Source organism: Bacillus sp. FSL K6-3431, from assembly GCF_038002605.1.
Classification (GTDB): domain Bacteria; phylum Bacillota; class Bacilli; order Bacillales; family Bacillaceae_C; genus Lederbergia.
The window spans coordinates 1,618,395-1,637,444 of the sequence record NZ_JBBOCT010000001.1 but is presented as its reverse complement, the minus strand read 5'-3'; the positions used below and the strand labels follow the sequence as shown (position 1 = coordinate 1,637,444).

Sequence of the window (19,050 nt, the reverse complement as noted above, 5' to 3'; positions counted from 1 at the left end):
TGAAGAAAATGGCATTTGAAGAAAATTTATATTGTGATTTTACGCAAGGTGCAGCACAAGCTGTCGCGGGTAAGGATATTATTCTAGCGATTTTTGATTCAACAGGTGCTGACCTTTTAGCGGTTGCCGGACAGCAAGGTCTAACGATCAACCGTACGAAAGATTCGATTGAGGTTACGTCAAAAGATACGGTAGGAGGTTGGAAGTCGAAAATTGGTGGCATGAAAGAGTGGTCCATTGATAACGATGGTTTATACATCGCCAACCACGGATCTCACAAGGCACTTACTAAGGCATTCAATGATGATGAATTAATTTGTCTTAAAGTCATCAATCAGAAAACTAAAAAGAGTATGTTTGGCGGGTTGGCGATCTTGTCCGACTACCCTCTCGAAGCGCCTTACGACGATGCGATGACATACTCTATCAGTCTTGAAGGTAACGGTGCGCTTGTAGATTTATCAGACCAAGTAGATGGACAGATGCCAGGAGAACCAGCACCGGCAGGCGCTTAATTCATTAAAATACTCAAATCAATTAGGAGGAATGAAAAATGTTTGAAGTAGAAAATGATGTTTTAGAATTACGTTTTAATATGCAAAAGGTGAAAACACTTGAAAATATGTACGGTATCTCACTTATGGCTGAACTGAGCCGCAATAGAGGGATGCTTTCCTTTCATCTGATGGAGGGGCTATTTTCAGTGGCTCTTTATAATACGACGCAAGAACAGAACGTTAAGGGTCAAAAAGCGATAGATATTTATAACTCCCTCATGCAAGAACAGGGTTATGCCACACTTAACGCAGTGATCGTCAGTAAGCTGCAGGATGATATGGGTTTTTTGTTCCGAGGGAACTAATTGAATACGAGTATTTTGATACAAGCCCGGGTGTAGAAAGAGAATTAACAACCAAAGAAAAAGAATTGAATGAAGAAGCGAAGGATTACGCGAGTGCGCGAGACTTCGCTTTTTTTGTTGTCAATTTCGGGTATTCAAAGCGAGATTACGGCGAGTTGACTGAGTTGGAAAAAGCTTTTATTTATAAGGCTTACGAGACAAAACTCATAAACGATACGACGTATGCCCGAGATGCTCAATATAATGCGCTCATAAATGCTAATCGTAAAAAGAATAAGAAATTCATCGAAATGTTCAAGCCTAAACAGAAAAAAGCTGACGTGGAATACAACAAAGATGCGGTGTCCACAATTATCGACGTCGAGAAGAAGGAAGGAAAATCATGGGTGGATAAATTATATGCCGGAATCGGTCGTAAACGTCCAGCCAAGAAAGGGGGCTGACTGAATGGCAGATTACACGTTAACAGCCAAACTTATGGCTGATGCACATGGTTTTATTAAAGGTTTCGACAAGGCCCAAGAATCTTTAGCGAATGTCCAACGCACTGTTAGTAATGCCGGCAAAAAATTCGAATCAATTGGGAAGTCGCTTAGCAGTGCAGGTGATAAGTTAACAAATAGCATAACTAAGCCTGCGCTTGTAGCAACAGGCGCATTAGCTGGATTAACACTCGTAAAAGGGTTTAATCGGCTAACTGGTATTGATGATGCGAAAGCAAAGCTAAAAGGTCTTGGTCATGACGCAAAAGGCGTAGAGAAAATCATGACCTCAGCGCTTGAAGCTGTAAAAGGCACATCGTACGGAATGGATGCAGCAGCAACAACAGCAGCAGGAGCCGTAGCCGCAGGAATTAAGCCAGGTAAAGAGTTGACTAGGTATCTATCACTTACAGCAGATACAGCAGCTATTGCAGGCGTATCTATGTCTGAGATGGGATCAGCCATCAATAAGGTTCAAACGTCGCAAGTAGCCTACACCGACAACTTAAACCAATTAGCAGATAGAGGAATACCAATCTATCAATGGTTAGCTAAAGAAGCCGGTGTCGCAGCCGCCGATGTCAAGGACATGGCTTCTGATGGAAAGATTTCATCCGAAATGTTCCTAAAGGCTATTGAGAAGAATATCGGCGGTGCTGCTAAAACAATGGGAGAATCTTCATTTACTGCGGCGGTATCTAATATTTGGGCTTCCGTATCAAGAATAGGAGCAAATTTTCTAGATGCAGGCGGTCAAGCCGGGGGATTCTTTTCTACTGTAAAACCTTTACTTACTGACTTCAATAATTCTTTAGGGGTTGTGGAAGAGAAGGCGGCTGTTTTAGGTGTAAAATTCGGTGAAGTTTTCAACGGCTTTTTAGATAAGGCAGCCGAATTAAAAGCAAGGTTTGATGGGCTATCCCCATCGATGCAAGGTGTGATTTTAAAGACTGCTGCTATCGGTGCAGCTATTGCTATTGGAATTGGTCCAGCGTTAAAAATCATAGGATCTTTAATGACTGGATTCGGTACTTTGGCAAGTGTGGTGTCACTGTTAATTAGTCCTGTCGGCTTAATTGTGATTGGAATAGCTGCATTAGGTGTCGCCTTTGGAATTGCGATGGTTAAAAGTGAAGAATTTAGAAATGTGGTAATGAGTGCCTTCGAGTTGGTAAAAGGCGTTGTGCAGGACGTAGCGTCTACCTTACTACCCATTCTCAAAAATATGTGGTCTGGCGGCATTGAAGGAGTTAACTCTTTTGCCGATGGGATCGGCGGCAAATTGCTAGGAGTTTTTGAAACAGTAAAAAGTGTACTCATGACAGTGGTTGATGTTGTTGGTCAATTCGTATCTAGTATTATAAGTGGATTTCAAGGTGCGGGTGGTCAAGTTAATACGCTTTCTACATTATTTCTAGGATTCAACCCAATTCTAAAAATGGCTATGTTGGTTTTAACTCAATTCGGACCACAGATCGCGGCAGGATTCAGCGAGATTGCTTCTATGGCCATGCCGATGTTAGTTATGTTAGGTGAAACATTGGGTCAATTAGCTGCTGCTGTTATCCCAATGGTGATGAATGTTGTTGCATCACTTATCCCGATCATTATTACTCTAGGAACATCGCTAATGGAAATTGTCTTGGCTGTGTTACCGGTGTTAATTAGCTTGTTTATGCAGATAGTTCCAGTTGTTATGTCTCTTGTATCAACGGTCATGGGACTTGTCTCGCAATTGCTACCTTTGGTATCAGTTGTCATTGATGCGCTTGTTCCGGTGCTTATGATGCTAGTTGATGTAATTTTAAACATCGTCCAAGCTGTCGCGCCGGCTTTAATAGTGATCATCGGGGCGGTCATAGCGATCTTCCAAGCAATTATGCCTGTAGTCATGGCGGTGCTAACAACGGTCATAAACGTGATGGCAAATATCATAGCTGCAATCATGCCGATCATTGCGATTGTAGCGGGAGTAATAACATCTATCATTTCTATCATTGCACCGATCGTCACTTTCATAGCAGGTATTATAGCTTCGATCTTTAACGTTATTAGACCGATTGCTACATTTGTGTCGGGAGTCTTTACTACCGTTTTCACTATTATTTCCGGAGTTTTTCGGAGTATCGCGCAGTTTATAGCTAGTTCGATTCAAGCTAGCGCGAACACTATAGCTAAATTGAGTGGCACAGTTTCCGGAGTTTTTAATAGTATCTGGTCTTCGGTATCAAGTGTTATGTCCAGAGTATCATCTAAAATCCAAGCAGTGTTTACGGCTATCACCACATCGTGGACAGGTTTAAAAACGTTTGTTTCTAGTGTTTTTTCTGGAATAGGTGACAACATGCAAACACTTGTAAATCGGGTAAAAGGATTCGTTAATGGCGTTATCGGCGGTATTAATACAGCAATCGGATTAATCAATAAAATACCAGGTGTTAATATTTCTAGAATTCCACAGTTACAGCGTGGAACCGATGATTGGATGGGCGGATTTGCGAGAATGAATGAGGGCGGACGCGGTGAGATGGTTATGTTGCCGTCTGGATCACAGGTTATTCCTCATGATGTGAGCATGAAATATGCAAGAGAAGCAGGGCAAGCGAATGCGCGTAAAGCTGATATGGTACGATCGTTCGATAATAAGGATTCTCACCAACCAATCCCGGCTGAAATACCGGTCATTTTGGATGGTCGTGAAATCGCAAGGGCGTCTGTTGACGATATCACGAAGTTACAAAAACGAAGCGCTAAACGACGAGAGCGATTACCTCGAGGTGTGTTGACATGATATTTAACGGTGTTGAAAAAGAAAACGTGTCGGTTTCTAATGATTTTACTTTACCGGCACGTTCTGAAATCGAGCATATAGTAAGGCCAAGGCAGAAATACGGTTCGAGGATAGCCAAAACGAAATTCAAAGAACTCTACATCCCCGTTCCGGTCAATGTGTATCCTGGCTTAAAAACATTAGACGTGATGAAAGTCGAACTAAATGAGTGGTTATTTCAAGAAGGGGATAAAAAGTTAGTGTTTAATTTTTTCCCCGACTATTATTATCTGGCGCGCTTATCAGGCATAGAGTGGCAAGATTATAGCGATCGAGTGATGAAAGGTATCATTACCTTCATTTGCCAAGATCCTTTTCGGTTTGGCACATACAAAACTTTAAATATAATCACAACCGATCAAACCTTTATCATCGGTGGCCAAGAATCCACATCATGGACAAGCTACACAAGATTTACCGTACCACAATCAAGTTACACGCTTGAAAGCAATGTAGGAAAGATCATCCTAAAATATGATTTTATTGCAGGTGATGTTTTGAAGATAGACTATCGAACCCGCGATGTTTTTTTAAACGGCAAGGATTTGGCGGTATCGGTGCAGTTAGAAACGGTGTGGTTTGAGTTGCCAGTAGGTAGTGTGCAGTTGAAAGCTAGTCATGCAACTGAAATGAAATATAGTGAGAGATTTTATTAGGAGGCGGTAAGGATGGAAGGGAAAATTAGTAGTTTGGAAGTGGCAGTAAGTCAATTAACAGGAGAACTAGCAATTTTAAAAGCTAAAGTTGATACAAAAGCAGATTTGATGCATTCGAACTATAAGATTAGCGAGATAGAAAAGAAAGTGGACAGCATCCTTGAAAAATTGGAAGAGAAGGAGCTGTCCGTTTCTGTTGTAATGGATGGTAAAAGAATAGCTAAGTCGGTTTACAATAGCGATTTTGGTATTAGCACATACAAGGAAAATTAAAAATCGAACCTGTTCTTGATTTGAAAATGAGGGGTAATCCTGCAAGAAAGGAGGAAACCAATGTCAGAGATTTATATCTTTAGTCAAGATGACGAACTGTTAACGATATTAACTGAAGCAACAGGGCTTATTAGCGCACCTTTTCGAGACGAAAAGAACAGTGTGTCCGATGAGACCTTTGTATTTACCGTTGATGCTGATGTGGAACGAGCCAAACACGTAAAAGAAGAAAACCGAGTCGTCTTTAAAGATAAAGATGGCTTTTTTCGTGAGATGGTCATTAAAGAGCTTGATGATATCGACAATAACGAGGGTCCACAAACGATGGCAACTTGTCTCCCTGCATGGCTGGATGAGTTAAGTGAGAACTACGTCTTGGATAAACGCTATACCGACAAGGAAGCGCAACTAGCTTTAAATGATGCCTTAGCCGGTACACGTTATATTGGTGAAGTTGAAGTTAGTCTTGGACTAGCATCCACAAACTTTTACCGCCTATCGAGCGTTGATAGCATCTGGAAGATCATCAGCGTATGGGGAGGAGAATTTAAGGATGTCGTAGAGTTTACCGGTAATAAAATCACTACTCGAAAAATCTTACTGTTGCAACGACTTGGTGCTGATAATGGTGCAAGATTCGAGATTGACCATAATATCGAAGAAATCCAACGTACTGTATTAAGTTATCCGAAAACAGCTATGTATGGTTGGGGCGCATCGCTAGAAACAGAGGGTGGTGGTCACACTCGATATATCGATTTTGCGGATGTTGTATTGAGTAAAGCTAAAGGTGATCCGGTCGATAAGCCGAAAGGTCAAAAGTGGGTTGGAGATCCTGATGCTTTGCTTAAATATGGTCGTAAACATGATGGTCAACTCTTACATCGATTTTCTGAATTTAGCAATCAAGATTACGAAGATCCAGAAGAATTACTGTGGGCAACATGGAATAATCTCCAAGATAACAAAGAGCCTGTGGTTAATTACAAACTGTCCGTTGACTTGCTAGACAAAGATGTGAGCCTTGGTGATGGCGCTGTAGCTATTGATCGACAATTTGCTAGACCAATAGAAATACAGACTAGGGTTATTGCTATCGAGTACGACTTACTAGACATCGAGGGTACAGCGGTCGTTGAAATGGGTCAGTTTTTAAATTTAGGCGATGATGATATCTATCGTGACATCGAGGATTTGAAAAATGAAGTCACTAAACCAAGACCAACGAAACCAATCACAGATGAAAGCTTTCCAGATATTGTTCCAGGCATTCCGGTTAACATTGTTACAGATGCAGCAATGGGTGCGATTCAACTTTATTGGGAATACGATTCGGAAGTCTATATCAGTCATTATGAAGTCTATGGATCACAGGTAGCTGACTTTGTACCGGATAGTCAACATTTACTATGGCGAGGTCGAGTAAGTACTTTTGTCCACACAGTCGGCACAGATCAAACATGGTACTACTATCTTAGAGCTGTAAATACTCGTGGAACTGCAAGTTCGTTTAGTCAACGGGTATCAGCTAGTACTTACAGAGTAATGTCAGACGATATTCTTTTCGGAGAACTTATCGCAGATCATTTTAAAGATGGATTAGACATTGCCGACAAACTCACCCAAAACACGATTGATAGAATTAACGAAGGACCAATGCAAGAGATTGTGTACACTCAGCAGGAAATAGCAGCTACAGAAGATAGATTGCTATCCCAACTTAATAGTGAAATTGGTGATGTCAATGCGTCAATTAGTAGCTTGCTAGATCGAACTAAAGGAATTGAAGGTACAATCACATCTATTAATCAAGAAGTTGATGACATAGAGGGTAAGTTATTAACGACAATAACACAATTAACAAACCTAGATGGTGTGGTAAGTGCTCAGGAAACGACTTTACAACAGCATGCAGGATTAATTTCTGCAAAGGCTGAAAAAAGCGAAGTCTATACCCGGGCTGACGTTAACACTAAGCTTGGCTCAAAGATTGATACCACTGTTTACAACAATAAAATGGGACAGTTGGACGTGTCGATTAGCGGAATCTCTGGGAGAGTATCTAACACTGAAGCAACCGTTAATGGTTTGACTGGTGATGTTAGCTCAGCGTTAAGTCAGGTTGCTAGTTTAGATGTTCGTGCAGATCAAGTCGATATACGTGTGTCCGAGGTTCGTGCTGATTTTGATAATTTGAAAATTGGTGGAACAAACCTACTTAGAAACGGCTCGTTTGAAGAAGATTTAGAGGGATGGACTCATACATCAAATGTAGTTACGGTAACCACAATTACCAGTAGAGTTAATAGTGGTAAGAAGGCTGTTTCTATATCACAAAGTGGGGGTACAACGAATAATTTCCCTGGATTATGGCAGGCAGTAGATAATATAAAGGAAAATGCAACTTACACGTTTTCTTTCTGGTATAACTCACTAGGCGATTCAGTTAACGATCTTGGTTTCTTTGCTAGAATAACACATTTTAATTCATCAGGTGTACAAATAGGGTATATAGATTTGAACGTAGAAAAAGTACAGCCCTACATTTACAGGAGAAGCCATATTACATTTAAAACACCAATGGGAACAGTTAGATCAAATTTCAGAATAAACTACCGCAGAAATGGAACTGGTTCTATAGACAATGTACAGCTTGAAGAAGGGAATATAGTTACTAGTTGGTCGCCTGCTCCCGAAGATACAGACGCACGATTCACATCAGCAGAGGGAAGCATCTCGACTCTAGCAGGACAAGTTGAGCTAAAAGCATCACAGACAAGTGTTGATAGTATTGCTGGTCGGATGGATAGTGCTGAATCAAGGATTAATGTATTGCCGAACGAGATAGATTTGCGGGTGACAAATGGAATTAATGCGTTAGAAATCGGTGGAACGAATTTAATATCAGGAAGTGCTACACCATATACGCTTGCAGCCACGGTCAATAATAGCAATTATTACATTATTTACCGAGGGTTAGAAAAAAACGCAACCTATACATTTAGTTCTAATGTAGAGGTGCTAGCAGGAAACGTGACTGAAGTAACAGTTTACCCGTATTTAGTGTCTGGGACAAGCATGCCCAATAGTAATCATCCAGAGATTATTAACGGAAAAATAGTGACCACGTTTAAAACAGATAGCAGAGCTAATTACAACCTACTGGTATACGCTGGAAGAAGTGGTCAAACAGCAGGCAATTCTATTAGGCTATCTAATTACAAACTTGAAAAGGGTACTAAAGCAACTGATTGGTCGCCTGCTCCCGAAGATCAAGTAAGCAACAACCGAATCTTGGCTAGTATAAACCTATCCACTGAGGGTGTCCGAATCGATGGTAAACAGATACACCTGACAGGTCAGACTCTTATTGATGATGCGGTAATTGGAACGGCAGCCATGGCGAATCTTTCCGTCACCAATGCAAAACTAGGTTTACTATCGGTAGGTACAGCGCAAATGCAGAATTTATCCGTGGTGAATGGGAAGATCGGAAACCTTGCTGTAGACGATGCCAAGATCGCTAATATCTCAGTGTCTAAATTAAAGGCTGGGGAAATGGATACTAGCAAGATCACCATACGTGGCGGCTCAAGTATCGACTATATGTTAATCGATGGATCACGCCTTGAATCACGGGGTCGGTACAACATGCGTTGGCATAACAAATCTAAAACGATTGATGCTAGCTTATATCTTGCTAATGGTAACTTTCGAGTCGCCAACTGGACGGACTCACGTTCCATCTTTATGACACCTTTTGGACTATCAACATTTGCTGATGGATACGGGGATGGGACAAGTTCGGGAATGCTTGAATTCTTTTCAGAGGAATTCGAATCAACTACACACGGAATAACGCTTGCCAGTCAACTCGGTATTGCAGGAATTAAATCGTTCAAAAATCGGGTTTTTGTCGATGCTTACACAAGCGCGAACATCGAAAGTAGACAAGCAGCTCTTTATTTCAGGCCTTATAAAGATTTGAGACCCGGTAATAACACATTTGCTATGACAGTGGTTGATGAAAGCAATTCAGCAGCAACAGATGGTATTCTTTTTTACGGATCCGATGTTGGTGGATATGGTGCAGGTCTTAGATTTAGTAAAGCTGAATCCAATATGACCGTTGCAGTAACAGATGGAAATGGTGCTCGTGGAGGTAATGCAACGCTTGATGCCGGTATCGTCCGGGCAAATCGTATAACTAAACGTGATGGTAGTCAGGACGTTTATTTCAATGGCTCTGGTGGTGGTACTTTACTTTACGGTAACAATCCATTTATTGCTGATGGTGTGCGATCATCATCTAGCGCGCTTTATTTGGGTGTCGATGACGAAGTACGAGTAACAAATGGCGCAGGCTACAATAATGGAAACACTGTTATTTACAGACCAATTAAAGCCATTGAATTTAGAACATCGTCTTCAATCCAGTACAAAACAAATATTGAAGATTTGAAAGAGAGTGCGCTCGCAGTCATAAATCGTCTGCATATTGTTGAGTACGATTTGAAAGACGATTTAGCTAATGGGGTTTATGACAATCGACAAGTCGGATTTATTGCAGAGCACAATAGAGAGATTGCTACGTCTGATCTATCGTCTGTTAATTTGTACAAGGTGACGAGTCTTAACACGCGGGCGCTTCAAGAGGTGGATACAAAAGTATATAACATTGATAAAAAGGTCAGCATTCATGATTTAAAAATCCAGTTTTTAGAACAACGATTAGATCAAGAAATCGGGAAAAGAAAAGAACTCGAACACAAAGTACAACAATTAGAAGGAGTGGCTTAATAATGAAAATAGAAATCGAAAACGGTAAATTAGCAGCAGCAATTAACTTTATGTACGATGTTAAACTGGTGAGGAAGCAATCAAGATTTAGAAGGTATCTTATTGAAAAGTTAAATGATCGACTAACGGTAGTAGAGGAAGATCGAAAAGAACTTCTCAAAGATCATTCTCATAAAGATGGAAACGGTGAAGCAATCATAAATGACGGTCAATATGACGTCAAAGACATGGTTGCTTTTTCTAATGATCTAAAAGAGCTTAATCAAGAAAAATTAGTCATTGAAGGGGGCGATAATCGTGAGATGATCCGTACGATTAAGGTAGTGCTCAAAAAGCTCGAGGATATAGAGTACGAGGGTGAATCTAGTGAGATTTACGATTATCTTGCAGATCAATTCGATATCGATAATGAAGAAGAAACTAACGAAGGAGAGGGTAAAAATGATGCAAACTAATCAAATGACACCTAAATACGAAAACGGAGTTATGACAGGCTTAACGATTTATTTCACGGGTAAGATTGGCAGCATTAATTTTAACGGTCCTATCACATTAACAGCAGAGGAATTTAAACCATTTTTACAATCAGAGAAAATGGAAACAGCAGTAAAGAATAAAGTCATTGATGAAATCATGGATGGCAATGTAGAAAGCCCTACTGAGTGAGGGCTTTTTGTTTTATCTAAATAGGAGGTGCAAGTATGCAGATAGAAGTTGGCGTTATTGGCGCGCTAGTAGGTTTTTTAATCAGTTATATCAGCTTTATGCGTAATCGGGATAAAGATGTCAAAAATGATGCAGCAGCGACCGCGATAACTAATACAAAACTCGATCACATTGGCTCTGGTGTCGAGTCAATTAGAGTCGATATGAAAGTTAACGATAAGCGTTTCGAAAAATTGTCGGAGCAAATTATCCGTGTAGATGAGAGCGCAAAATCAGCACATAAAAGAATAGATTCTATGACTGGAAAGGAATGATTGGTAATGGATAAAATGAGTATTGCAAGATTTATAGTGTTGATTGTGGCGGTGATTAACTCAGTGTTAAATCTACTGGGCTATCAAACTATTTCAGATGAATTGACAAATGACTTAGTGGCGGTAGTATCAGGAGCAATCATGATTTACGCAGCGTGGAAAAATAACTACATCAGCCGAAAAGGTGAAAAACAAAAAGCACAATTGGAACGAGCAGGGCTTAAATAAGCTTTGCTCTTTTTTATTTTAAATTTTGAGGAGGATAAATAATGGTAGCAATCAAAAAGCAATTAGTATCAAGTCGGACAATCACGTCAGGCGGAGGAAACCCCTGCAATTTCATCACGATTCATGAGACAGGAAACGAAGATAAGGGCGCTGGTGCTCAAACACACGCTAATTTACAATCAAATGGCTATTCGGCTTCTTGGCAATACCAAGTGGATGATAAAGAAATTATACAATCCTATCCAGATAGCGTACGGTGCTGGCATGCAGGAGATGGTGGCGGCAAAGGTAATATGGAATCCATTGGCATTGAGATTTGTGTTAATCCAGATAGCGACTTTAAAAAGGCTGTTGCAAATGCAGCTGAATTAGTTAAACACTTAATGAAAAAACATAATATACCACTTACTAATGTGGTTCAGCACAATCGATGGAGCGGAAAAAATTGTCCTACAAATTTACGTAATGGATCGAAGGGGATTAACTGGCTAGGATTTATGAAATTAATTGAACTAAAGCAGCCGGTAGAGAATAAGCCTGTAGGCGTTACGCCACCTAAGACCGAAACTGGTCCAGTGCAAAATAAACCATCAGCAGGTAAGCCGTCCACACCAAATAAAGGTCACAGCATCGTAGATTGGATGAATAATAATAAGATGGATTCAAACTATGCTAATCGTGCAAAACTTGCTAAAAAGTACGACATTGAGAACTACAGTGGATCTGCGGATCAAAATACTGAGTTGTTGAATATACTGAAAGGCGGGGGTGTTGTCAATAAGCCAGTGGATAAACCAGTTACAAACCCTGTGGTTGTCAAAACAGGTAGTATCGTTGACTACATGAACAGTAAAGGCATGAATTCCGGTTTTGCTAACCGTAAAAAGTTAGCTTCACAATATGGTATCAAAAATTATACAGGGACGGCTACTCAAAATAAAACACTCTTAAATAAGTTACAAAGTGGCACGAGCCAAGTAGCTAAGCCAAAGGCTTTTAAAGTTGGCCAACGTGTAAAGTTAAAGTCGAGTGCATCAAAATATGCGACAGGACAAAGGATTCCTGTATCTATTAAGAATAAGACGTACACGATCCAGCAGGTTAAATCGGATAGAGTTTTACTTAAAGAGATTTATTCGTGGGTGAAAACATCTGATGTATAATCATCTATTAAAGAGTCATAAGAAAAAATATTATGCGTATTAATAAATGTAACCATATAACCTTCGTACCCATTTACGCCTCCTCTTAATTGAGGAGCTTTTTTTATTCATAAAAACAGCCAAGATAGGTATAAGAAAAATAGTATAAGCAATAATAGATGTAATCCTTCGTGACCACATTTGCAATAACCTCCTCATAACTGAGGGGGCATTTTTATTTCTCGTTTTGTCCACCATTCATATATTCCCTCAACAACTCTTCCACTCGATTACGCAATCTCGGATTAAAATAATTATGTTCTTCTTCATAACCCTTGTATAAAAATATATACATCGTGAACGTATCATCTGATTTCACACGTTCCACTTTAATATTATTTTTATACAAATAACTCTTTACTGAAGCAAGATCTTTTTGAACGGCTTTCATTGTAGATTCTATTAATGCGAGATAAGGACCTTTAATTTTAAATGGGCTTTTCTCAACGACTTCTAAATCTCTATTCAAAACAGTTAAGAGCATAGGTAAATACATGGCTTGCTCAATGATATCCCTATCTTTTGTTGGGATTCGAGTCATGAAAACTCCTCCTGATTATTATGATTCCTTTATTTTAAATGAAATATCTACCTTTGACAAGAACGAACGTTCGTAATATAATGAGAACAAATGTTTCGGGAGGTTCGACATGAACGGATTACTTAATCGTGCTGCAGCTAATAAAGATATGCTTGAAATGATTTATATATCTAATAAAGGAACTATTACACAAAGGATCATTAAGGTACTAAGTGCCGATGATCTAACAATCAAAGCTTATTGCCATAACAAGAGAGAATTTCGTACGTTTAAGTTAGAAAACATCTTATCTGTCGGACCTGTAAAACAACTAAGAAGGGGTGCATAAATTGCTAAAAATAACAAACAGACAAAGAGATGTGTTTAATGCAATCATCGGTTATATAGAAGATAATGGACACTCTCCAACCTTCAGAGAGTTATCAGTAATAACAGGAATAAAATCTACTTCCTCAGTATCTACACATTTAAATAACCTAAAAAGGAAAGGATATGTTTCCTATATCCCCGGTTCGCCGAGGTCTATTGCAATAAACAAAAGCCTTATTTGAAGGAAGGTCACGTTATGTTAAGAGATCGTGGAAACAAGAAATGGGCGGGTTTGATGTTGCCTGAGCATGTGGCCATGTTAAAAGAAATGAATTACGACTACTATAAAACTGGTAAGCCTTCGCTTGATGAATATCAGCTAGAGGAGATAGACGAGAAGATTCACACTGCAATGGAGTTTCACATGCCTTTATCATTTAAACTTTGGTTTGATGGATTTTTCGAAGAGATAGAAGGCAGGATCGAAAGGGTTGATGAAATCAATAAATCAGTGTGGATCAGGGACAGGATGAACGATTTACACAAGATTAAATACGATAGCATAACTAATGTAGACTTTGTAACGGATTAAAACCCTCCTCATGCGAGAGGGGTTTATTTTTTTGTGTATAAATCATCTACTTTACATCCTAGCAATTCCGCGAGTTCGAACATCTCGGGAACAGAAGGGTAGCTTTTACCAGTACACCAATTTGAAACAGTATTCCGATGCTTATCAAATCGCTTCATAATATACTCGCGTTTAAAGGGGGATTCGTCTAATAATTTTCCAATATTACTTTTCAGTTCCATTTACATCACCTAGTTTAATAATTCGACAACTTGTTTGGAAAACCTTTCATAATATAAAGTTGATAAAGCGCACAATTAAACAGGTATTATTTACACTCAATGCCATATAGATATATTAAGACGTCAGAGAGACACCACAGGGCGCCACGGTGACGTCATATCAAAAATGGAGGTATTTATATATATGTATAGACCAACCGTAAGGTACCACGACGTGTATAAGGATTACGTGGATGCTATTTTCTTCGCTACACATTTAGATCGGAATCAAATCATTCGCGCTGCTCTTTTCGCTGCAGCACATTCACCAGAATTTCTAAAGCTGATGGAGAAGAATAAAAGAGGTGACGTCCCTCTCCCCTCCTCCAAATGGGGCTTAGATCAAGCGGAACTGTGGAGAGACCAGAACCCGAGATTGGAAGAGAAGGAGGGTGACGTCAGTGTCAAAGGAAGAAAAGATAAGAATGATAACGGAGATCTTGGGAGAGAGCAGCAAAAAGAAAGTTCGGAGGAACTTAGACGTCAACGAGAGAACGAGAGACGAATTAGGGAGATTCAGCCAGGAGGAGGAATTAAGATCCGAATCAGTTAGAGAGATTCGATTGGTAAAAGTGAAAGGAAGCTATGGCACTTATTTAGTTCAGACAAAGACGTCTTGGAAAGATAAGTTTTACCTGATAGCTATTTGTAGTATTATCTTTGCCATGTTGAAAATACTGTGATATCCCCTCATATTAAACCTCTTTTTAAATTTGTACTCCCATTACTCATGAAGGGAGAAGAGACGGTACTAAGGAACTAACTAATGTAACTATAAAAGCACCTATCATCGTTGATCCCCACACACCAATTTATTTATTTCCAACATCATCGCCGTTAAAGCCTCATTGCATGTGGGTTGCTTCTGATCACATTATTTCTTATAAAAAAAAGGATCCATACACAACCCTTGTTACTTTTCGTAATAATCAAACGCATGAAATTCCCATGTCTTTGGCATCATTTGGAAACCAGGTAAGCCGAACGGCTAGGTTACGTATTCAATACAGTAATAATGTTAAGAGGATGGAGATTGTTGCAGAATCTGCATCGAAAAAGTTATATTTCATGGCAACTGAAAAGAAGAAGAAAGATTACACAGAAGAATAAGAAAGTGGGTTTCACACTTTCAGCTTGTCGATATCCAGTAAAAGTATCGTGGCAAAATAAAGAGGGACCTTCCCGACAGTCTAAGGAAGCGTAATTCACGCTTCCTTTTCCTTCTGTCCTTGTTTAAACTGTTTTAGGAAATAATATGGTAGCAATTCCTCCACTCTGTTTTTAAGCCTTGGATTAAAATAATTATGATGTTCCTCATAGCCTTTGTATAAAAATACATACATGGTGAAGGCGTCATCGGATTTCAGGCGTTCGACTTTAATATTATTTTTGTATAAGTATTGTTTAACTTCCGCGAGTTCTTTTCGGATAAGCCTCATCGTTGATTCAATTAGCTGAACATAAGGCATTCTAAATTTAAAGGGGCTTTTCTCTACTACAATCAAATCCCGATTTAATACGGTAAGAAGCATCGGTAAATAAATAGCTTGTTCAATCAAATCACGGTCATGTGTAGGAATTCTCGTCATTTATAGTCCTCCTTCGTAAAAAAGGAACGTGTGTTCTAAAATATTTTACTAAGAAGAAATCAAAATAGCAAGAAGTAAATATTGACAATAAAAAAGCGAATTACATGGAATAGCCCGATAAATGCAATCACGCCAGGTTCACATCCACCTGTATTAGATTGACTGTGATCTCGAGACACTTATATACTGGCTATAATGAACACAATATATACTTAAAATGTTAATGATAACCTTAATCAAATGTAATTTTCACATACGGAGAAGGAAAAATACTGCGGGTGTCGAAATAGGTTTTAGAAGATGAAGAAAATGATACTGTGAAGGGTGAGTGTTATAGTGAAAAACGGAATTAGACCAGAGGATTTATATGAGCTAAGGTCTGTCGTAGATCCGCGGTTGTCTCCGGACGGGACGGAAGCAGTCTATATTCAGACCCATATTAATAAAGGGGAAAATGATTATATCTCTAATTTATTTTACATAAACATACAGGAAAAGACTCCCGTGCAATGGACATTTGGTAATCACAAAACAAGTTCACCTGTCTGGTCACCAGACGGAAGCATGCTCGCGTTTATTTCTACTAGGGTTGGTAAGCCGCAAATTTACGTTTTGCAAAAAGGCGGCGGAGAAGCGAGGCAAGTTACAAAGTGTAAAAATGGCGTCTCCATGCCAGTTTGGTCACCATGCGGAAGAAAACTTGCTTTTTCAGTAGAAGTTGGAAAAGGTGAAACGATTGATGATGTTGAAACTAAAAAAGAAGCTAACGAACTAAAACCAATTGTTATTGATAAAATGAAGCATAAATCAGATGCAGCTGGATTTGTGGATATGGATAAATTTTTGCAGATTGCGATTGTGAATTTAGAAACAGAAGTATTTGAGCAAATAACTGTAGGGGAACATCACCACCAACTTGATTCATGGTCGCCTGATGGAAGATATATCGCATATACTGCTGATCTATCACAGGATACAGACTTTTCATTCGTAAGCGACATTTACTTGCATGAAGTGAAAACAAAGCAAACTTGCAAGTTGACAGATAGCACAGGGATGTTCTATCAAACATCTTGGGCGCCAAATAGTCGTTATCTTGCGTTTGTAGGAAGCGAGAAAGAATATGAGAACGCGACACATGCAAAGCTCTTTGTCTATGATTTGGAGAAAGATATTCGTACTTGTATGACAAGTGATTTCGATGCGCCTGTTGGCGACTTTGTTGTTGGTGATTTTTTACAAGGAGTTACAACACCGAAAGTACAATGGTTGGAGGATAGTCGAAGTTTTTACTTCCAGGTAACAGACCAAGGAAATACGTCCATTTACTTCGGTAATTTATCTGGTGAATTGTATCCAGCGATCAATGATAATCAGTACATATATGGCTTCTCGCTTGATCCGAAAAATGATAAGGCGGTTGTTTGCATAAGTAATCCTATTGAGCCAGGTGATCTTTATTTCGTAACTTTATCGACTGGGGAAAAGCAACGCCTAACCAAAGTGAATGAAAAGTTATTGAAAATAAAAGAGCTATCTGTCCCGGAAGCAATTCAATTTGAAGGGGCGGATGGCTGGGGTATTTCGGGCTGGATCATGAAGCCAATTGGATTTGAAGAAGGTAAAAAGTACCCTCTCATATTAGAAATTCACGGTGGACCGCATGCGATGTTTGCTAACACATATTTCAACGAGTTCCAAATTCTTGCAGCGGAAGGGTTCGCAGTTCTTTATGTCAATCCAAGAGGGAGTCACGGCTACAGTCAGACCTTCGTAGATGCGGTACGTGGTGACTATGGCGGCAATGATTATCGCGACTTGATGGCTGCTGTTGATTATGTACTGGAGGAATTCGTATTTATCGACCGAGATCGACTTGGAGTGACTGGCGGAAGTTATGGTGGATTTATGACAAATTGGATAATCGGTCATACGAAACGCTTTAAAGCGGCAGTCACTCAACGCTCGATTTCCAACTGGATAAGTTTCCGTGGAGTTAGTGATATTGGTTACTATTTCACCGACTGGCAAATACATGCCGATTTGAGCGATATCGAGAAGTTATGGAGTCACTCACCACTTAAATATGTGGGCAATATTGAAACACCATTACTAATCTTGCACGGGGAAAAAGACTTTCGTTGTCCCATCGAACAAGCTGAACAGTTATTTATCGCATTAAAACATCATAAAAAAGAAACGAAATTTGTTCGTTTCCCAGAGTCTAATCACGAATTGTCGAGAAGTGGCAAACCAACATTACGAATCAATCGCCTCGATTATATAAGAGATTGGTTTTTGACATATGTATAACAAAAAAATGCAGCTGATATCAGTTGCATTTTTTCTGTACTGCAAAAAAACAGACGGAAAATATACCGTTATCATTGATTGTAGAAGAACTGCAATGTAATACTGTTCTTGACTCATTCGAGCTCTGAATCCGTGAAACATGTCTAGTGTGTTTTCGGTTTGTTTACCAGTAATGGCGCACCTGGTCCAGTAAGGCTAAAGTATTTGGATAGAACCCAACTAGAACCCAACGCTATCATAATGATCAAGGATGGGTGTTTTGCAGAAGTCTGGTCTAAAACTTTCAGGGATTGTATGGAATTACTTAGGCAGAAAAGGAAGACGTCTAGATATTATAATTGAAGGGTTGAGGTTGTTAGGAAAAGGGTATTATTAGGATAAAGCTTATCCATAACTAGATATGATATAATTTAAGAAATTTTGACTTTATCTACGCTGAATTGAGGAATGCGCATGGATTTTTATTCACTTAGAGAATGGTTTACAATTGAAAATGTAATGGAACTGATCGAAAAATACCGTTCATTCGGCCCACTACCGAGCATTTTATTACCGATGTTAGAAGCCTTCCTACCATTTTTACCACTGTTTTTATTTGTCATGGCGAGTGCGAATGCATTCGGTTTGGGCTGGGGGTTCTTATTTTCATGGATTGGCGCTTCAACCGGTGCTTTGTTTGTGTTTATACTTGTCCGAAGATATGGTGATACCCGCTTTTTTCGATTTTTACAAAGGAAGGAAAAGGTACAAAGTTTAATGACATGGGTGGAAAAACACGGATTTGGGCCTTTATTTCTTTTGCTATGTTTTCCATTTACACCTTCAGCAATTGTTAATATTGTGGCCGGAATTTCGCGGATCAGCATCTATCAATATATGCTCGCTGTTTTGGCAGGGAAAGCCGTAATGATTTTCATTATGAGTTTTATAGGATATGATGTGGTTTCATTAATAAAACAACCAATAAGGACAGGAATTGCTCTTGGAATTATTGCGATACTTTGGTATGTTGGAAAACATATTGAAAGCAAATTGAAGGAAAAAGCGCAAAAACAAAAGCAGGGATGATATAAAAAAGTTGCTACTTACTCAATGCAACTTTTTTGTTTTTATAGGAATATGTGTTCGTATCA

At 39.3% G+C, this 19,050-nt stretch carries 22 protein-coding genes; 19 read left to right on the top strand and 3 right to left on the bottom strand.

Annotated features, from left to right (window positions below; all coding sequences use genetic code 11):
• Positions 1-8: 8 nt before the first annotated feature.
• The 12 genes from MHB53_RS08255 (at position 9) to MHB53_RS08200 (ending at position 12,274) form a co-directional block, all read left to right on the top strand.
• Positions 9-515, top strand: coding sequence for a phage major tail protein, TP901-1 family (locus tag MHB53_RS08255; protein WP_340917098.1), 507 nt, complete (start codon positions 9-11; stop codon positions 513-515).
• A 38-nt stretch (positions 516-553) separates the two neighbouring features.
• Complete coding sequence (locus MHB53_RS08250; RefSeq protein ID WP_340917096.1) at positions 554-862, top strand: segregation and condensation protein B; 309 nt, start codon at positions 554-556, stop codon at positions 860-862.
• A 65-nt stretch (positions 863-927) separates the two neighbouring features.
• Entirely contained in the window at positions 928-1,305 is a 378-nt protein-coding gene (locus MHB53_RS08245) for a phenylalanine racemase (RefSeq protein WP_340917093.1), read from the top strand.
• A gap of 4 nt (positions 1,306-1,309) precedes the next feature.
• Positions 1,310-4,135: a tape measure protein gene (locus MHB53_RS08240; protein ID WP_340917092.1), complete on the top strand. Its 2,826-nt coding sequence runs from the start codon at positions 1,310-1,312 to the stop codon at positions 4,133-4,135.
• Positions 4,132-4,830: a distal tail protein Dit gene (locus MHB53_RS08235; RefSeq protein WP_340917091.1), complete on the top strand. Its 699-nt coding sequence runs from the start codon at positions 4,132-4,134 to the stop codon at positions 4,828-4,830. The genes MHB53_RS08240 and MHB53_RS08235 overlap by 4 nt, the downstream gene beginning before the upstream one ends.
• Before the next feature lie 12 nt (positions 4,831-4,842).
• On the top strand, positions 4,843-5,103 hold the full coding sequence (locus MHB53_RS08230) for a hypothetical protein (protein ID WP_340917089.1): 261 nt from the start codon (positions 4,843-4,845) through the stop codon (positions 5,101-5,103).
• Between the two features lie 60 nt (positions 5,104-5,163).
• Positions 5,164-9,903 (top strand): phage tail spike protein, encoded by a 4,740-nt coding sequence (locus MHB53_RS08225; RefSeq protein ID WP_340917087.1) that lies wholly within the window; start codon positions 5,164-5,166, stop codon positions 9,901-9,903.
• Between the two features lie 2 nt (positions 9,904-9,905).
• The gene (locus MHB53_RS08220; protein ID WP_340917085.1) at positions 9,906-10,358 is read left to right on the top strand and encodes a hypothetical protein; all 453 of its coding nucleotides are present in this window, start codon (positions 9,906-9,908) and stop codon (positions 10,356-10,358) included.
• Entirely contained in the window at positions 10,345-10,569 is a 225-nt protein-coding gene (locus MHB53_RS08215) for a hypothetical protein (RefSeq protein ID WP_340917082.1), read from the top strand. The genes MHB53_RS08220 and MHB53_RS08215 overlap by 14 nt, the downstream gene beginning before the upstream one ends.
• Before the next feature lie 35 nt (positions 10,570-10,604).
• Positions 10,605-10,883, top strand: a complete 279-nt coding sequence (locus MHB53_RS08210) for a hypothetical protein (protein ID WP_340917080.1) — start codon at positions 10,605-10,607, stop codon at positions 10,881-10,883.
• A gap of 6 nt (positions 10,884-10,889) precedes the next feature.
• A complete protein-coding gene (locus MHB53_RS08205) occupies positions 10,890-11,111 on the top strand; it encodes a phage holin (RefSeq protein ID WP_340917078.1) in 222 nt (73 codons plus the stop codon).
• A 41-nt stretch (positions 11,112-11,152) separates the two neighbouring features.
• A complete protein-coding gene (locus MHB53_RS08200) occupies positions 11,153-12,274 on the top strand; it encodes an N-acetylmuramoyl-L-alanine amidase (RefSeq protein ID WP_340917076.1) in 1,122 nt (373 codons plus the stop codon).
• A 214-nt stretch (positions 12,275-12,488) separates the two neighbouring features.
• On the opposite strand, the gene MHB53_RS08195 is transcribed toward MHB53_RS08200, so the two are convergent.
• Positions 12,489-12,854: a hypothetical protein gene (locus tag MHB53_RS08195; protein ID WP_340917074.1), complete on the bottom strand. Its 366-nt coding sequence runs from the start codon at positions 12,852-12,854 to the stop codon at positions 12,489-12,491.
• 109 nt (positions 12,855-12,963) lie between these two features.
• Between MHB53_RS08195 and MHB53_RS08190 the strand changes: the two genes are divergently transcribed.
• From MHB53_RS08190 to MHB53_RS08185, 3 genes are read left to right on the top strand one after another with little or no spacing between them, the layout of a single operon-like run.
• The gene (locus MHB53_RS08190) at positions 12,964-13,182 is read left to right on the top strand and encodes a WYL domain-containing protein (protein ID WP_340917071.1); all 219 of its coding nucleotides are present in this window, start codon (positions 12,964-12,966) and stop codon (positions 13,180-13,182) included.
• Entirely contained in the window at positions 13,175-13,405 is a 231-nt protein-coding gene (locus MHB53_RS26305) for a LexA family protein (protein ID WP_445661410.1), read from the top strand. Before MHB53_RS08190 ends, MHB53_RS26305 begins: the two co-directional genes overlap by 8 nt.
• A 14-nt stretch (positions 13,406-13,419) precedes the next feature.
• Positions 13,420-13,755, top strand: a complete 336-nt coding sequence (locus tag MHB53_RS08185; RefSeq protein ID WP_340917069.1) for a YolD-like family protein — start codon at positions 13,420-13,422, stop codon at positions 13,753-13,755.
• A gap of 23 nt (positions 13,756-13,778) precedes the next feature.
• On the opposite strand, the gene MHB53_RS08180 is transcribed toward MHB53_RS08185, so the two are convergent.
• Positions 13,779-13,976, bottom strand: coding sequence for a helix-turn-helix transcriptional regulator (locus MHB53_RS08180; protein ID WP_340917067.1), 198 nt, complete (start codon positions 13,974-13,976; stop codon positions 13,779-13,781).
• A 184-nt stretch (positions 13,977-14,160) separates the two neighbouring features.
• Here MHB53_RS08180 and MHB53_RS08175 point away from each other — a divergent pair, with 184 nt between their 5' ends.
• Positions 14,161-14,568, top strand: coding sequence for a hypothetical protein (locus MHB53_RS08175; protein WP_340917065.1), 408 nt, complete (start codon positions 14,161-14,163; stop codon positions 14,566-14,568).
• A 158-nt stretch (positions 14,569-14,726) separates the two neighbouring features.
• Entirely contained in the window at positions 14,727-15,125 is a 399-nt protein-coding gene (locus MHB53_RS26300; protein ID WP_445661506.1) for a competence protein ComK, read from the top strand.
• A 95-nt stretch (positions 15,126-15,220) separates the two neighbouring features.
• Here MHB53_RS26300 and MHB53_RS08170 read toward each other — a convergent pair whose 3' ends face one another.
• Complete coding sequence (locus MHB53_RS08170; protein ID WP_340917063.1) at positions 15,221-15,604, bottom strand: hypothetical protein; 384 nt, start codon at positions 15,602-15,604, stop codon at positions 15,221-15,223.
• A 336-nt stretch (positions 15,605-15,940) separates the two neighbouring features.
• Here MHB53_RS08170 and MHB53_RS08165 point away from each other — a divergent pair, with 336 nt between their 5' ends.
• Together MHB53_RS08165 and MHB53_RS08160 are read left to right on the top strand one after the other, a co-directional pair.
• Positions 15,941-17,917 (top strand): S9 family peptidase, encoded by a 1,977-nt coding sequence (locus MHB53_RS08165; protein ID WP_340917061.1) that lies wholly within the window; start codon positions 15,941-15,943, stop codon positions 17,915-17,917.
• Positions 17,918-18,370: 453 nt separating this feature from the next.
• A complete protein-coding gene (locus tag MHB53_RS08160; protein WP_340917059.1) occupies positions 18,371-18,985 on the top strand; it encodes a TVP38/TMEM64 family protein in 615 nt (204 codons plus the stop codon).
• Positions 18,986-19,050: the final 65 nt, after the last annotated feature.

What these genes read in the sequence shown, in the direction of transcription:
- MHB53_RS08235 (WP_340917091.1), top strand. Translation starts at nt 4,132, where the DNA reads ATGATATTTAACGGTGTTGAAAAAGAAAACGTGTCGGTTTCTAATGAT.
- MHB53_RS08230 (WP_340917089.1), top strand. Translation starts at nt 4,843, where the DNA reads ATGGAAGGGAAAATTAGTAGTTTGGAAGTGGCAGTAAGTCAATTAACA.
- MHB53_RS08250 (WP_340917096.1), top strand. Translation starts at nt 554, where the DNA reads ATGTTTGAAGTAGAAAATGATGTTTTAGAATTACGTTTTAATATGCAA.
- MHB53_RS08255 (WP_340917098.1), top strand. Translation starts at nt 9, where the DNA reads ATGGCATTTGAAGAAAATTTATATTGTGATTTTACGCAAGGTGCAGCA.
- MHB53_RS08205 (WP_340917078.1), top strand. Translation starts at nt 10,890, where the DNA reads ATGGATAAAATGAGTATTGCAAGATTTATAGTGTTGATTGTGGCGGTG.
- MHB53_RS08175 (WP_340917065.1), top strand. Translation starts at nt 14,161, where the DNA reads ATGTATAGACCAACCGTAAGGTACCACGACGTGTATAAGGATTACGTG.
- MHB53_RS08195 (WP_340917074.1), bottom strand. Translation starts at nt 12,854, where the DNA reads ATGACTCGAATCCCAACAAAAGATAGGGATATCATTGAGCAAGCCATG.
- MHB53_RS08180 (WP_340917067.1), bottom strand. Translation starts at nt 13,976, where the DNA reads ATGGAACTGAAAAGTAATATTGGAAAATTATTAGACGAATCCCCCTTT.
- MHB53_RS08185 (WP_340917069.1), top strand. Translation starts at nt 13,420, where the DNA reads ATGTTAAGAGATCGTGGAAACAAGAAATGGGCGGGTTTGATGTTGCCT.
- MHB53_RS08225 (WP_340917087.1), top strand. Translation starts at nt 5,164, where the DNA reads ATGTCAGAGATTTATATCTTTAGTCAAGATGACGAACTGTTAACGATA.
- MHB53_RS08190 (WP_340917071.1), top strand. Translation starts at nt 12,964, where the DNA reads ATGAACGGATTACTTAATCGTGCTGCAGCTAATAAAGATATGCTTGAA.
- MHB53_RS08220 (WP_340917085.1), top strand. Translation starts at nt 9,906, where the DNA reads ATGAAAATAGAAATCGAAAACGGTAAATTAGCAGCAGCAATTAACTTT.
- MHB53_RS08160 (WP_340917059.1), top strand. Translation starts at nt 18,371, where the DNA reads ATGGATTTTTATTCACTTAGAGAATGGTTTACAATTGAAAATGTAATG.
- MHB53_RS08240 (WP_340917092.1), top strand. Translation starts at nt 1,310, where the DNA reads ATGGCAGATTACACGTTAACAGCCAAACTTATGGCTGATGCACATGGT.
- MHB53_RS08210 (WP_340917080.1), top strand. Translation starts at nt 10,605, where the DNA reads ATGCAGATAGAAGTTGGCGTTATTGGCGCGCTAGTAGGTTTTTTAATC.
- MHB53_RS08170 (WP_340917063.1), bottom strand. Translation starts at nt 15,604, where the DNA reads ATGACGAGAATTCCTACACATGACCGTGATTTGATTGAACAAGCTATT.
- MHB53_RS08215 (WP_340917082.1), top strand. Translation starts at nt 10,345, where the DNA reads ATGATGCAAACTAATCAAATGACACCTAAATACGAAAACGGAGTTATG.
- MHB53_RS08200 (WP_340917076.1), top strand. Translation starts at nt 11,153, where the DNA reads ATGGTAGCAATCAAAAAGCAATTAGTATCAAGTCGGACAATCACGTCA.